The sequence below is a fragment of the Embleya sp. NBC_00896 genome (assembly GCF_045207785.1).
Taxonomy (GTDB): Bacteria; Actinomycetota; Actinomycetes; order Streptomycetales; family Streptomycetaceae; genus Embleya.
Map to the genome: position 1 here is coordinate 97803 of NZ_CP108778.1, position 13857 is coordinate 111659.

At 71.2% G+C, this 13857-nt stretch carries 13 protein-coding genes; 2 read left to right on the top strand and 11 right to left on the bottom strand.

Features of this window, described 5'->3' with window-relative positions; all coding sequences use genetic code 11:
- Positions 1-186 precede the first annotated feature (186 nt).
- The 11 genes from OG928_RS47715 to OG928_RS47765 all read right to left on the bottom strand — a co-directional run bounded on the left by OG928_RS47715 (position 187) and on the right by OG928_RS47765 (position 12002).
- On the bottom strand, positions 187-1023 hold the full coding sequence (locus tag OG928_RS47715) for a hypothetical protein (RefSeq protein WP_406292210.1): 837 nt from the start codon (positions 1021-1023) through the stop codon (positions 187-189).
- A 28-nt stretch (positions 1024-1051) separates the two neighbouring features.
- On the bottom strand, positions 1052-1735 hold the full coding sequence (locus OG928_RS47720; protein ID WP_331738325.1) for a PIG-L family deacetylase: 684 nt from the start codon (positions 1733-1735) through the stop codon (positions 1052-1054).
- Complete coding sequence (locus OG928_RS47725) at positions 1732-3048, bottom strand: phosphodiester glycosidase family protein (protein ID WP_331738327.1); 1317 nt, start codon at positions 3046-3048, stop codon at positions 1732-1734. Before OG928_RS47725 ends, OG928_RS47720 begins: the two co-directional genes overlap by 4 nt.
- Entirely contained in the window at positions 3045-4061 is a 1017-nt protein-coding gene (locus tag OG928_RS47730) for a phosphotransferase (protein ID WP_331738330.1), read from the bottom strand. The genes OG928_RS47725 and OG928_RS47730 overlap by 4 nt, the downstream gene beginning before the upstream one ends.
- The gene (locus OG928_RS47735; protein ID WP_331738333.1) at positions 4058-5578 is read right to left on the bottom strand and encodes a Gfo/Idh/MocA family oxidoreductase; all 1521 of its coding nucleotides are present in this window, start codon (positions 5576-5578) and stop codon (positions 4058-4060) included. Before OG928_RS47735 ends, OG928_RS47730 begins: the two co-directional genes overlap by 4 nt.
- Positions 5575-6780, bottom strand: a complete 1206-nt coding sequence (locus OG928_RS47740; RefSeq protein ID WP_331738336.1) for an LLM class flavin-dependent oxidoreductase — start codon at positions 6778-6780, stop codon at positions 5575-5577. The genes OG928_RS47735 and OG928_RS47740 overlap by 4 nt, the downstream gene beginning before the upstream one ends.
- Positions 6781-6808: 28 nt before the next feature.
- Positions 6809-7894 (bottom strand): Ldh family oxidoreductase, encoded by a 1086-nt coding sequence (locus tag OG928_RS47745; protein ID WP_331738340.1) that lies wholly within the window; start codon positions 7892-7894, stop codon positions 6809-6811.
- A gap of 285 nt (positions 7895-8179) precedes the next feature.
- Positions 8180-9112, bottom strand: a complete 933-nt coding sequence (locus OG928_RS47750; RefSeq protein WP_331738853.1) for an aminoglycoside phosphotransferase family protein — start codon at positions 9110-9112, stop codon at positions 8180-8182.
- Positions 9113-9342: 230 nt separating this feature from the next.
- Entirely contained in the window at positions 9343-10497 is a 1155-nt protein-coding gene (eis, locus tag OG928_RS47755; protein ID WP_406292306.1) for an enhanced intracellular survival protein Eis, read from the bottom strand.
- Positions 10498-10536: 39 nt separating this feature from the next.
- A complete protein-coding gene (locus OG928_RS47760) occupies positions 10537-11067 on the bottom strand; it encodes a MaoC family dehydratase (protein WP_331738346.1) in 531 nt (176 codons plus the stop codon).
- Positions 11064-12002 carry an aldolase/citrate lyase family protein gene (locus tag OG928_RS47765; RefSeq protein WP_331738348.1) on the bottom strand — a complete coding sequence of 313 codons (939 nt, stop codon included), beginning with the start codon at positions 12000-12002 and terminating at the stop codon, positions 11064-11066. The genes OG928_RS47760 and OG928_RS47765 overlap by 4 nt, the downstream gene beginning before the upstream one ends.
- A gap of 206 nt (positions 12003-12208) precedes the next feature.
- On the opposite strand from OG928_RS47765, the gene OG928_RS47770 reads away from it, so the two are divergent.
- A complete protein-coding gene (locus tag OG928_RS47770) occupies positions 12209-13567 on the top strand; it encodes a transcriptional regulator (protein ID WP_331738351.1) in 1359 nt (452 codons plus the stop codon).
- A gap of 32 nt (positions 13568-13599) precedes the next feature.
- Entirely contained in the window at positions 13600-13854 is a 255-nt protein-coding gene (locus tag OG928_RS47775; protein WP_331738354.1) for a hypothetical protein, read from the top strand.
- Positions 13855-13857 lie beyond the last annotated feature (3 nt).

Below are 13857 nucleotides of genomic sequence, written 5' to 3' on the forward strand. Positions count from 1 at the left end.
CCACCGGAACGCACAGCGCCCGGGGAAGGCTTGACCCCACATGATTGCCGTCGTCCTGAGCGGCTACGAGCGCTCCTGGGCCGGCGGCGCGCCCGACTCGTCTCCGTCGGGTCCCCCAGTACGGCGCGCCGGAGCGGTTCCTCACCGAACGCTCCGACGCATCGCCGCTCGGCCATGTCGAGCCGCTCAGGGGGCCTGTCCCCTGTGTTGGAGCCATTGTTGAGCGAGCTGCGCCAATCTGCGTCTTTCCGCCCTTCGCGGCTCGGAACACATCACGGCTTGCTCCTCGCGACGACGAAGGAGAGCCTGGACGAAGGTGTCTATCGCAGCGGAGTCCGTCCGTCTCCATTCTTCGAAGAAATCTTGTGCCCAGCGCTCCGCTTGCGCCGGAGAACAACCTTCACTGATGAGCGACGAGATCATGAAGGCCACATTGAGCCACGAAGCCCCCCTGCCGGGCAACGACCAGTCCACCAGGACGGATCGGGTCTTTCCCATCAGGATGTTCCGCTTGTTGAGGTCGGTGTGCACGAGGCAGTCTCCTGCCAGCAGGCTCAGATTCAGGCCGTCTCCGAATCGAGCCCATCTTTCCTCGACCGGCAGCGAAACGGAGGTGTCGTGCTCTGCCGTGGCGAGCAGCTTGTGCAGCATCGACGGGATCGCGACCAGGTCCGGGGATTCGGGGGCCAGGTTTGCATGCCTGCCCTCGAAGTGCTCGAAGACGAGGAAATTCCACTCGCCCGTATCGCCGTGATGGAGCACCGTGGGTGAGATTTCGCGAACACTCGGCCCTATGGTCGCTTCGTTGTTCTGCCTGTACGCGGTCTTGTGGTTGCTGGGCAATCCCTTGATGAATACCTTTCCTCCGGGTACGTGCAGGGTGGATGCGAGGTGTGCGTTGAGGCCTGCGTCGTCGGGGACGGCAGTGCCGACACGACCCACCAACGACTCGATGGCGGATCGTGAACGAGCGGGGAGGTCCCCCCAGTTCAAGTGATTCGTGTGAGGAGATTCCTCGCTCATCCGCGATGCCTCCCAGGGGTGGCGGTTCTCACCGGCTTGTGGTGGGGATGCCTCGGTCCGGCCGGCTCGCGAACTCGATGTCTCTCGCGGTGCGGAAGAGTTCGGCGCAGTCGGCCCCCGGTGGGAAGCGTTCGACCACGCGGTGGTGGACGTGTTGCCGATAGGCGACTTCCGCCAGCTTTCGGTAGACGTCCATGTCGAGTTGCCGTTGCGAGGCGAAGCACTTCAGGGCCGCCGTCTTGGTGTCAAGGAGTTCCCGGTTTCCCACGAACAATCGGGTGGGTTCGAATCCGATGCTGTAGGGCGAACGGAAGTAGCGCAGGTTGTCGGCCTCGCGCAGGGCGACCGTGGTGACCTCCTGCGCGGTGGTGACGTGGTCGAGGTGTTGGTCGTCGGGGAAGTGGGTGTAGACGATGTCCGGGCGTGCCCGGTGGAACATGTCGAACAGGTCGGCGTTGATCTGCCCGCGGTGCTCTACGAACCGGGTGTCGGGGATGGCCGAGAAGGTGTAGTCGTCCGCGTCCACGCCCAGGACGGCGCCGGCGGCCATGCATTCCTTCCGTCGTTCCTTCGTGCCGTCGGGGCCGGGTGTTCCGGTGGTGAGGCAATGGATCCGGACCCGGGCGCCACCGAGTGCGTACGCGCGTATGCGCATGCCCATGGAGATCTCGGCGTCGTCGGGATGGGCGACTACGACCAGTACGTTCGTCATTCGTGCTCTTCTCGGTGGTCGGCCCTCAGCACGAGGGCGCTGCGCAGGACGCGGCCGTCCAGGCCCCGCCAGCGGAAGGGTTCCCTCGGTTCGGCTGGCCATTGGAGGTAGTGCATGCTGCCGACCACCCGCGTCGTGTCGTGGTCGAGGTAGGCGATCTTGGACGATGCCCCGCCGTCGAGGTGGTACATGGCATGCGGGTCGAGTCCCGCGGCCGTGCAGAGCGCGGCGGTCTCGTGGGGGGTGGTGCCGCGGAAGGTGTCCGACTTGGGAGCGCCGTCGAGGACCTGGAGCGTCAGTTCCCGGCCGTGCAGGCCGACAAGCGTTCGGGCGTGGCGCGTGTCGCGGAACGGGGAGGTGCCCAGGCAGCCGTCGTCGTAGGCCGCGGTGTGCCCGGTGGCGGCGTCGGCGACGCTGGGCCCGAGGGAGATGCCGGACTCCAGGTGCCGTGGGTCGTGTCCGGCGATCCGGGTGATCTCCACGGGTGCGCCGCGCTCGAGGCGGGTGTCCCAGGGGTGTGCCGCTCGCAGGACGAAGTTCCCGGCGAAGAGGTCGGCGCCGCCTCCGGGGTGGACGGCGACGACGCGGTGTGTGTCGTTGGGGGTGTGGGCGACCACGTAGTCGACGGCCGAGGGGTCCGGTGGGGTGGTGTTGGCGTCCGGGTCGACGTGGCGGAGGAAGCCGGTGCGAGGGTTCTCGCTGTAGCCGACTCGGCAGTTGGCGGCGCCGAAGACGACGAGTGTCCCGGGGCGGTGCCCGGCGCCGTGGTGGGCTGTTTTGGAGCCTACCCATCGGTAGGGGTGTCCCCCCAGGGTCAGTGTTCCTGTGGCGTTGAGGGTTTCGATCACCGGTCGGCCGTCGCGCACCAGGAGCGCCGGTTTCGTGGCCGTGGGCAGGCTCACGACTTCTCCGGCGCGACAGCAGAAGTCGAGGCGGGGCTCGTCCGGTTGGTAGGAGGGGTCGTCGGAGATGAAGGAGAACGAGCCGCTGACGGCCGCGAGGGCGGCGTCGGCCGCCACGTGGTCGCGCAGGTGGAAGCCGTCGGCGGTGGAGACGACGTCGGCGCGGATCAGTTCCAGGTCGACGCTGAGGGTGTAGGCGTTGGTGAAGCAGCCTTCCCCCAGGTCCACGCTCGTGCCCCGGAGGTGGATTCCGGGGGCGATCGTGCGGCGGAGTGCGGGAGTTCGTACGGCGAGGGGCCGGTGGTCGTGCGCCAGGGACTGGATGTCGGCGACGCGGTAGCCGTGGGCGTGCAGAGCGGCCACGGCCGCTCGGTCCTGCTCGGCGGCAGGCTCGAGCGGGCGCGAGGTCATGCGGGGCCCCGCTCGGAGCCGGCCGCGTTCACCAGGTCGCGCACGATGAACGTGCCGCTGTCCAGGAGTTCGAGCACGCGGTCGCGATAGCGCTCGGTCACGGCGGGCGGCTGCGCCAGCGGGTAGGGCACGGTGGTGCTGGCCAGCCGGTAGAGGACGACCCCGGCCGTGACCGTGGCCATGAGCGGGTCCTCGGCGCGCTCGGGCGCGTTCGTGCCGAGGTAGCCGGCGAGCAGGGCCGGGACGAGGGCGGGCAGATGGTGGGGTCGCGTGAGGTGGTGGATCAGTAGGTGGGCGAGGAAGTAGGCGACGTCGTACAGGGGCCAGCCTCGGTGGACGTTGTCGAGGTCGCACAGGGCCACGCCGTCGTTCGCCAAGCTCAGGTTCTTCGGGGCCAGGTCTCCGAGGATCAGCTGCTGGCCCGGACGGGCGGCCATCTGCCGGCAGGCCTCGTCGAGGGTCTTGTGTCCTCGGGCGCGCAGGCAGAAGTCGAAGGTGTGCTCGCGGAACCACACGTCTCCCTGGGAGCGGATCCGGGTGTGGACCTCTCGGGTGGCCTGGTGGATGCCGCGCAAGGTGGCGCCCAGGCGGGTCGTCTCCGCGACGGTGGCGGGGCGTCGGTGCAGGTGTTGGTGGTAGTTGAGGCCGTCGGGGAAGACGTCGGTCAAGACCATGGCGTGGGCCTGGTCGTGAAAGCCGAGGACCCGGGGGAAGAGTCCGGGGGCCGCCGTTCCGTAGACCTCCAGCGCGCGGCGTTCGTCGGCGATCAGGGCCGGGTCGGTGCGCAGCGTCGGGATCTTGGCGAAGCGGCTCCTGCGGGCCTTGACGATGGCGTTCCTGCGGCTGCCCTGAACGCGGAAGACGTGGCTGACGTTGCCTCCGGTCGCTGGCGCGATGGTGAGGATTTCGCCGGTGTGCCGTCGGCAGTCGGCGAGGACGGCCGGCAGTGCGTCGCCCAGGAGCGTGGCCAGGGACGGAGGGGCCGGCTGAGGTGGTGGTGGGGGCGGGATCACAGCGTGGCCTCCGCCGGGACCTGGCCGGCGAGGGACGAGGGTGTCGGCGCGGGGGCGGTTCGAAAGTCCAGGGTGGTCTCCGGCGAGGCGCCGGCCCACTGCTTGGCCATCGACAGGTAGGCGCCCGCCATCAAGGTGGCGGCGCGGCGGTGCGTGGTGAGTTCGGAGAGCATTTGTTCGCGTGTCAGGCGTCCGTTGAGGTATTCGAGGAACTCGTGGGTGGCGCGCCGCCGGGAGGACTGTTGTGTCGGCACGGCCACGTCCGTTTTCCACGCGGTCGTCAGCGCGGTGTAGTCGAGTCTGGTGTGGTCGGTCCAGGTGGGCCTGAACCGGTTGTTGCGGAAGACGTGCACCTCGACGTGGCTCTCGCGGCCCAGCGCGTGGGGGTCCGGGCTCGGGCCGGCGTCGCCCAGGGTCTGCAGGGAGTGGAAGTGGATGGCCTGGAAGGGGCCTTGTTGGATGATGTGGGTCTCTTGGCGGACCCGGCCGTTGCCCTTGTAGAGACCGGCCGCCGGGGTGAGGTTGCCGCGTTGGGAGAAGCCGTTGTGCACGAGGTTGACGCTGCCGAGCGTCATGGTGTGTCCGCCGCTCTTGTAGGCCATGGATATGAACGCGTCCACCTCTCCGAACCCGTGGGTGGCGGCGCGTAGTTCGTCCGGGGTGTACGGGTTGCGTGCCGCGAAGCCGGGGAAGAGACGCTCGTGGTCGGCGATGCCCAGTTGGGCCAGGACGTCTCCGGGCCGGGTGACCTGGGCGTGGACGGTGACGGCGTCGAGGTGTTTGCCGCCTCGTTCGCCGGCGGCCAGGAGCCAGGGCACGATGTCGAAGAAGTGGTAGCCGGAGTGGGCGGCCTTGCCGTAGCCCTGGTCGAAGCCGTGGTAGGACAGGTCGACCAGTTCGTCGGGCATCCGCCATTGGCCGTCGCTGTGGAAGGACTGGACGGAGGTGACCGGGCAGTCGGTGTCGTCGGCGATCTCGGCGATGAGTTGCCGCATCCGCCAGAACGCGGGGTGGTAGCGCCGCTGGCACTGCACGCTCACCATGAGCTTGGGGTGGCGCTCTTTCGCCTGCCGGTAGCGGGCCAGGATGTCGTCGACGTCGGTGAGGATGGCGCCTGCTCGCGCCGGGTCGACGGAGGCGTCTGTGTGCACGCTCAGTGGCTTGTCCAGGAGGACGCTCAGGCCTCGCTCCAGTGCCCAGCGGGTGTAGACCATGTGGTAGCCGGGCTCGGTGGACACCACGACGGCGTCGATGCCGCGGCGGTCCACCACGGCGTCCAGGGTGCGGCGGACCGTGTCCGGGAGGGCCGGGACGCGGGAGTCGAACGGCTGGATGAGCGTCAGCGGCAGTGACCGGGGCCCGTCGTCCGCGTCGTAGGGGACCCAAACGTCCGTCGCGCCCGCGACGTCGACACCGGACACGGTGCCGACGAGGCCGGCGGACTGCCCGGCGGCCAGTGCGGGCAGATGGGTCCTGCGGGCGTGGGGTCCGACCCCGACCACCAGGAGGTTCTTCATGTCGCCTTCTCGTGCTCGGCGGGGAACGGGATGCTCGGCGGTGGCGGGGGTGTCACCGGCGGTGGCGGCTGCGCCAGGCCGCGTCGGCGCAGCTCGGGCAGGACGCCCTCGCCGACCGTGTAGGCCTCCTCCAGGTGCGGGAACCCGGACAGGATGAACTCCTCGATTCCCAGGTCCGCGTACTCGGCGATGCGGTCGGCGACCTCGGTGTGGCTGCCGACCAGTGCGGTGCCGGCGCCGCCGCGCAGCAGCCCCACTCCCGCCCAGACGTTGGGGTAGACCTCCAGGTCGGACGTCCTCCCGTGGTCGCGGAACCGTTCGTGGAGGGCGCTCATCCGGGCCTGGCCCGTGGATTCGCTCGCCGCCAGGAGGTTCTGGACGTGGTCGACGCGGGTCGGGTCGATGCCCTCGACGAGGCGCTCGGCCGCCGCCCAGGCCTGCGCGGAGGTGTCCCGGGTCACGACGTGGAACCGGATCCCGAACCGCATCTGTCGGCCGTGCTCGCGGGCGAGCCCGCGTATCCAGGCGATCTTGTGGGCGACCTGCTCGGGCGGCTCGCCCCAGGTGAGATAGGTGTCCGCGTGGCGGGCCGCGACCGGGCCCGCTTCCGGGGAGGATCCGCCGAAGTACAGCCGGGGCGGCGGGGTGGGCGGGGCCAGGACGGTCGCTCCCCGGACGTCGTAGTGCTCGCCACGGAAGTCGAACGGCTCGCCGCTCCAGGCGCCCCGCAGCACGGTGAGGAACTCGGCCGCGCGGGCGTAGCGTTGCGCCTTGGAGAGGTGGTCGCCGAAGCGGGCCTGTTCGTCGCGTTCGCCGCCGGTGACCACGTTGAGGAGCAGTCGGCCGCCGGAGTGGCGTTGGAGGGTGCCGGCCATCTGCGCGGCCAGGGTCGGTGAGACCAGGCCCGGCCGGAAAGCGACCATGAATCTCAGGCGTTCGGTTTCCTGTGCGAGTGCGGCGCAGGTCAGCCAGGCGTCCTCGCACCAGGTTCCGGTCGGGGTGAGCACCGCGTCGAAGCCGACGTCCTCGGCGGCTCTGGCGATCTGTGCCAGGTAGCGGATCGTCGGCGCCCTGAACCGGTCAGCGGTGGGTTGGGGCGGTGAGGCCGCTTCGGCCTCCCGGCCGTGGGTGCCGCGGGTGCCCACGGTCAGGGACCGGCCGTCGCTGGCGGTGGGAAGGAACCAGTGGACCCGCATGCTCATGCTCACTCCAAAGGTCGTGTCGGGAGGGTCAGTCGGTGGCGAAGTCGCCGGCCGCGCGGGCTCGGAGCCTGCGGTACACGGCCTGGTCGATCTCGACGGTGCCGGTGTCCAGGGCGTGGTCCGCGCGCTCCTTGCTCGCCTGTCCGGGTAGGCGCACGGCGTCGCCGTCGCGTGTCACCGCGCTCTTGATCGTGTCGACGAGCCTGGTGTTGCTCTCGGTGTGTCCCGCGACCTGCCCGCCGAAGGACGGGTCCAGGGCGAGGAACGTGTAGCCGGTGCTCCAGGTGGAATCGACCTCGGTGCCCATGGGGAACCCGAAAAGGGACCCGGTGAGGATCTGCACGAGCAGCGAGACGGCGAAGCCGCGGTGTTCCCCGAACACCACCGCCGAGCACGCGGTGTCGGGATCGTCGGTGAAGTGTCCGCGGTCGTCCACGAAGCGGTCGCGGGGGAGTCTGTTGTCGCCGCGCCGGGCCTCCCAGAGGAGTCCCATGGGGGCCAGGGTGGTTGCCATGTCCGCGACGACGGGCCCGTCGAGCGTGGGGAAGGCGAAGCTGAGCGGGTTCACGCCGAGGAAGGGAGTCCGGCCGCCGTGCACGGTGGCCTCGGCCCGGGAGGTGTTCATGGCGATGCCGACGAGACCGTGCTCGGCGATGCGCTCGCTCCACTGCGCGAGAATGCCGTACCGCTGCGTGTTGATCATTCCGACGATCCCGGCGCCGAAGTCCGCCGCCTTGCCCAAGGCGACGTCGACGGCATAGTTCGCGCTGATCGGACCGATCTCGCGGCGCGCGTCGACGACGGCCAGGGCGCCGTGTTCGCGCACGACGCGCGGCGTGCCTTGACGGTGGTGGAAGAACCGGGATTCGAAGCAGAACTTCGCCACCCCGTGCCAGGACTTGCCGCGCAATTCGCCGGCCAGGTAGTGCTCCACCACCGCGTCGACCCGGTCGTGGGGCACGGACGCCGCCCGGCAGGCGTCGGCCATCAGCGTCCGCAGGATCGTCAGGTCCCTGCGCACCGGCCGGTCGCCTACGCCACGGACGGGGCACGCGCCGGACACGGCCGTGCCGGCGTCGACGGCCCCGGGGTGGTCGGGTGGTGTGAAGGACACGATGGTTCTCCTTGCGCGGTCGCAGGGGACGCCGCGCCGGTACTCGCACAGCGGCGGAAAGTAGTGGCGAGGAGACGGGCGCGGGCCCGGCGGGGTGTCGAGGCGGTGGAAGGCCGCCTCTGCCGCGCCGCTGGGCTGGGGGGTGGGGCAACCGCACCGGCAGGGGCGGATGCACCAGGGATCGGTCTCGGATCGGGTGCGCAGCGGAGGGGCGGGGCCTGGGAAGCCGAGCGCGGTGGCCCGAGCAGGTCGGCCCTTCGCGATGCGAGTCCTCGCCGGGTGGTTCTACGAGTGCGTAAGAGCTTCGGCCAGGTGGTCGACCATGGCGGTGAGGCGGGCGAGTTCCGGTCCGGTGCGCGCCCGGCGGAATCCGTGGCGGCGACCGGAGAACGCGGCCTGCACGGCGTGGAGCTGTGCCCACCGCCGGGCGCGCTCGCGGTCCAGTCCGGCCGCCTCCACGAAGGCGTCGAGGGTGCGGTGGGCGGCCTTGCCCAGGTCGTCCGCGTCCAGGAAAGTCGGCACTCGCGACTTGAGGAACGTGCCGGCGTCGTAGGCCGGGTCCCCGGCGAAGCCCTTCGGGTCGACGGCCAACCAGGGTTCACGCTCCGCCCGCAACACGTTGCGGGCGTGGAGGTCGCCGTGGACCACCAGGTCCGGCTGGTCGTGGCCCAGTTCGCGGGCGGTGGCCACAGCGGCGTCCACCACGCGCGGAGCAAGCGTGTGCGCCAACTCCTGGGCATCGGCGCGCAGCCGGCTCTCCCATGCCGCGGCCCGCTGCCGCAGGTGTGGCAGGCCGGGCGGAGCGGGGACCGCGAGGCGGCGGTTGAGCCGTCCGGCGACCGCGGCGACCTCGTCGCCGTCCGCGACCTGCGCCAGAGTCGTCGGGTGCGCACGTTCCAGCAGCATCGCGAAGTGTTCGTCGTCGCGCTCGTAGAGCATGACGGCGCCGTGCCCGTGCCATGCCGCGAAGGCGTCCGGCTCGTGGACGTTGCCGGGGTGCGGGAACGACACCTTGAGTACCGCCGGGTCGTCGCCGGTGTGTCGGCGCACCGGGACGATGAGGCCGACGCCGCCGTGCAGGGCCTCGCCGTCGGGGACACACGCCCAGCGCTCGAGCAGGTCCTCGACCAGGACCGGGAGTTCGGCGAGCCACGCCCGCCCTCGGTCGCCCTCGCGCGCGAGGGTGGTCCGGGCGAATGCATCCGGTGTGCCGATCACCCGGGCATCGTACGCGTGCGTTTGCTGCCGCGACCGCGGTCGCACCGGCTCCGCGTCGTGGCGACGACGTGGACGCTCGGAAATTCGGGAGTGCATCAAGGAGTCCTTCCTCGGCATGGCAAGGGAGATCGGCGCTGCGGGCGGGGCCGGGGACAGGGATCGTCGGCGGGTGCCGGTGGTGGTTCGGGGGCGGGACGCGGTTCGCCCGGTCGTGGCGTGTGTGTCGCGGGTCAGAAGTAGTCCGCGAGCCACGGTTCGCGGTCTGCGGTGGCCAGGAGGAGCCGAGTGAGCGCCTTCGGGTCCGCGCTCACTCCGGCCAGCGCGGCGGCGGCCGCGCTGCGGTATCCCCCGGCGTACCAGACGGCGAACTGGCCTCTGGTCAGCGTGAGCTGCCCCTCGCGGGTGGTGGGCGTCAGTTCGCCGGTGCCGTTTGCGATCCGGAGTGTGAACCGTTCGGTGGCTTCGCCGTCCTCGGTGACGACTTCGATCGGGAGGGTGAGGTCCGTCTCGTCGGGCCAGCCTCGCAGTTGCACAGCGCGGCGCAGGTCCAGGACGCGCAGCATCCACGGGTGCCAGGAACGTGCGACCACGCAGGCGCAGCGGTGCAGGTGGTGGAGCAGCAGTGGCGCGGGTGGCAGGCCGGTGCGCTGGAAGGCGACGGTGGGGATCCGGCTGTCGTGCCGGCCGAGGAAGGCGAACATGGCGGCGGCCACGTGGTGGTCGGCGGCCCAGAAGTCGTAGACGACCAGGCGTCGTCCCTCGACCGGGTGGTGCTCGCCGGCCAGGGACAGCACGCCGGTCGGCTCCCGGCCGGGCCGGTTGAATCGGTAGGTGGTCACGTCGGGGTGCTGCCGGTGTTGCCAGTCCTGCCACCAGTCGGGGCGCTGCCAGGGTCCGTTCCACCGTGCGGCCAGGTCGTCGCGCAGCGGGCGGAGTTGCTCGGTCGTCCCGTGGGCGATGTCGTATCCGGACCCGTCGAAGCCGCGCTTGAGGTCGTCGGTGGGGACGGTCCACGAGTACACCGGGGTGGGAGCCTCCCAGCCCAGGCGGCGGGCGTAGCCGGTGGAGGCGGTCCAGAGCGTGGCCAGGACGGCGCCGTGCTCCTTCAGGGGCCGCAGCCGCTCGGCGATCATGGCGACGGTGAGTTGTCCGCCGCGCTCTTCCGGGGCGACGCACCCGCAGGCCATGGCGGCGGCGGGTACCGGTCGGCCGCCGAAGAACTGCGGGATGAGCATGCCCAGGCCGCCGGCGACGACGTTCCCGTCGCGCACGGCGACCCGCCGGTCCGCGTGCGCGCCCAGGCCCATGATGTCCGGCACCGGGTGTCCGTACGCGCGCCGGGCCAGGGCGTCGTACTCCCGCCACAGGTCGTCGTCGGCTTCCACGATGGTCAAGGGTGGAGCGTCCATGCCGCACCTGTCCTGTCAGTAGTCGGTCGCGTCGCGGACGACGCGCGCGTCGGCGGGGACCAGGAAGGTGCGGGTGCAGCTGAGGACCCGCTGGTCGTGCTGGTTGTGGCCCTCGATGCGGCACGTGACGATCCCCTGCTGGGGGCGGCTTCGGGAGCGGCGGGCGGTGAGGATCTCGCTCTGCGCGCGCAGGGTGTCGCCGACGTGCACGGGGTGTTCGAAGCGCACCTCGTCCAGGGCGAGGTTGGCGGTGGTCAGGGCGCTGGTGGAGCGGACGGTCAGGCCCAGCACGATGTTCAGGGTGAGGATGCCGCAGACCAGCGGCCGGTCGCGGCCGGTCCGCCGGCAGAACTCGGTGTCGGAGTGGACCGGTGCCTCGTTGCCGGTCAGCGCCAGGATCTGGACGTGCTCGGTCTCCGTGACGGTCCTGGCCGGCCGGTGTTCGATCACGTGGCCGACGGCGAAGTCCTCGAGGCCGAGGCCGACGAGTTCACGGACCCGGTTCTCGCCGACGCTGCGGTAGCCGGGCGGGAGGTTGTCGGTCACCGTGGGTCTCCTTGAATGTGTGGGGAGCGGGGCGTCTGGTCCGCTCGGGCGGTGAGGGCGCGGGCCGCGGCCACCAGCGGCGGGCCCACCATGCGGCCGTCGACGGTGGTGATCCCGCCGCCGGCGGCGTCGGCGGCGCCGACCACCGCTCGCGCGGCCGCCAGGTCGCGCGGGTCGGGTCGGAACACCGCACGGATGACAGGGAGTTGCCCGGGGTGGATGGCGACCTTGCCGACGAACCCGAGCTCGACGGCGTCCTGGGTCTCCTGCCGCAGCCCGTCCGGGTCCCGCACGGCGAAACAGGGAGAGTCGACCGCGGGCAGGTCCGCCGCCGCCGCGCCTGCGGCCAGCGCGGCCCTGGGATACCACAGGGCTTTGTCGGTGAGCGCGCAGCCGGCCGCGGCGGCGTAGTCGGCCGCCCCGAACAGCACTCCCGCCAGGGCCGGGGAGCGCAGGATGGCGGACAGGTTCCGGATGGCTCGCGGCGTCTCGATCAGCGCCCAGATCCGGCACCGCCCCTGGGCGGTGTCCATGATCCGCGCGACCAGGTCGACGTCGCGCGCGGTCTCGACCTTGGGTACGAGCAACACGTCGGGCCACAGCCGGGACTCGGCCAGCGCAAGCAGATCCTTCAGGCCGTCCACCGTGCAGGGCGCGTTCACCCGGACCCCCAGCGTCGGGCTGCCGTCCCCGGCCTTGTCGCCCCGGCCGACGAAGTCGAGTACGTCGGCACGCGCGGCGTCCTTGCCGACGAGCGGGACGGAGTCCTCCAGGTCCAGCAGGGCAACATCGGCACCCGACGTCATCGACGCCTCGAAACGGGCGGGGGTCGCCCCCGGGGTGACCAACCAGGTGCAGTGATCGAAAGTGGCGGCGCCGATGCCGGCCTGATGCCGGTCGGCCTCGCGGGCCGCGCCGGGCGGTGAATGCTGCATCCGCGGAGTTCCCTTCACGATGCGTACGAACGGCGCCGACGGCGCGGGAGACGGGACGCTACCCACCGCGGGCGAGCCGAGGGGAGTGGACGGGCGTTGCGTGCGACCGCCTTCACGTTGCGCCCCTTGCCTCTTTCCTGCGCACCTGTCCGAAGCGGTCGACAGGGGGCGACGATGGTGGTCACACGCGGAGGGGGAGACCAGTCGTGCGACACAACACCCAGGCGCATCCGCTCAACGCCGTTTTACAAAGCGGGCATTGGAACGCGAGGAGATACCTGACCGCCGTGGCCGAGGCGCAGCGCGCCCTGGGCATGAGCGTGTCCGCGATCCGCCCGGAAAAGGTCAGCCGATGGCTGGCGGGCGCCACACCGGACACCGACACCCAACTGGCGATGGCACACATGCACGGCGTACCCGCCGCCCGTGTGCAAGACCTGGGCTGGCCCCGCTGGTTACGCCTGGCTCTGCCCGACGACGACGAGGACCTCTTGGAGGCCTGGACCGCGCAGACCGCCGTGAGCGCCCTGACCCGACTGGGAGGACCCATGAAACGCCGCACACTGATCACGTACACCCCGGCTGCGGTCACCGCCGCCGCGGCGCTGTACTCCACCGCGATTCCCGCCGACGCCACCCACAGCCGCGGCCGACGGATCGGCCCGGCGACGGCCGACCACATCGACGAGCGACTCGCCGCGTTGCGCCGCCTGGACGACGAGCTCGGATCCGGCCCCGTCCACGAGATGGCCCGCGCCGACCTCGCCCTGATCACCCACACCCTCGACAACGCGTCCTACGACGAGACCGTCGCCCGGCGCCTGTTCGCCGCAGCCGGCGAAGCCGCCCGCATCGCCGGCTGGACGGCGTTCGACAACGGCAACTCCGCCGTCGCCGAACGCTTCTACGCCGGAGCCCTGCGCGCGGCCGCCGCCGGAGACGACCCGGTCACCGGCGCCACCACGCTCTCCTTCTGGGCCATGCAGCGCTACTCCGAACACGACCCGCAGGGCGGCGTCCACCTCATCGACGAGGCCCTGCGCCAAGGCGACCGCACCGGATCCGCCCGGATGCGGGCCATGCTGCACGCCCGCGCGTCCCGCGCACACGCCAAGGCCGGCAACGCCCGCGCGTGCGCCCACGCCGAAACCGCCGCACTCACCGCCTACGCGAAGGCACCCCATCCGGCCGAGGAGCCCGTGCCCGGCCTGTACTGGGTGGACCTCGGCGAGCTCTACTCGTGGTTCGCCTCGAACGCAACCGATCTCAACCTCCCCCGGCAGGCCCTGCACCACTACCTGGCCATCCCCCAGGCCCACCGCCGGGAACACCACGACACACCCGCCTACCCTCGCGGCACCGCGCTGCGACTCACCCGCACCGCCGCCACCCACCTGACGCTCGGCGACGTCGACGCCGCCGTGGCCGTCGCCACCGACGTGGTCACGCATCTCGCCGACGTCGCCTCGGCCCGCAGTGACAGCACACTCGACTCCCTACGCCGCGACCTCGCCAAACACGACCAAGTCCCCGCCGTCCGTGACTTCCTCGCCCTCACCGGGTAGGCCCCGCGCAGGACACCGACAGGGCGCACCCGATGGGCCGGCCCGTCATCCGCGGCAGCACTCCGGCGGCGGCCCGCAGTCTGCGATCGGGCGCGGACAAGAACCGCGTCTCCCTGTGGGAACGCACCACGGTCCCCAGCGACGAATCGCAGGACCTGCCGGCGGAAGTGTTCGACGTCCCGAGCGACGTCGTCCGCGCCATGGACCGGCCCGACTGGCTGCCCGGCCGCAGCACCCCCATCCCTTCGGTGCGCACAGCACCGTGCCCGCCCTCCGAGAGGCGTTGAAAT

Bases quoted from the DNA above. Each gene is read 5' to 3' on its own strand.
- OG928_RS47740 (WP_331738336.1), bottom strand. From the start codon at position 6,780: ATGAGCATGCGGGTCCACTGGTTCCTTCCCACCGCCAGCGACGGCCGG.
- OG928_RS47720 (WP_331738325.1), bottom strand. From the start codon at position 1,735: ATGACGAACGTACTGGTCGTAGTCGCCCATCCCGACGACGCCGAGATC.
- OG928_RS47735 (WP_331738333.1), bottom strand. From the start codon at position 5,578: ATGAAGAACCTCCTGGTGGTCGGGGTCGGACCCCACGCCCGCAGGACC.
- OG928_RS47715 (WP_406292210.1), bottom strand. From the start codon at position 1,023: ATGAGCGAGGAATCTCCTCACACGAATCACTTGAACTGGGGGGACCTC.
- OG928_RS47765 (WP_331738348.1), bottom strand. From the start codon at position 12,002: ATGCAGCATTCACCGCCCGGCGCGGCCCGCGAGGCCGACCGGCATCAG.
- OG928_RS47775 (WP_331738354.1), top strand. From the start codon at position 13,600: ATGGGCCGGCCCGTCATCCGCGGCAGCACTCCGGCGGCGGCCCGCAGT.
- OG928_RS47725 (WP_331738327.1), bottom strand. From the start codon at position 3,048: ATGACCTCGCGCCCGCTCGAGCCTGCCGCCGAGCAGGACCGAGCGGCC.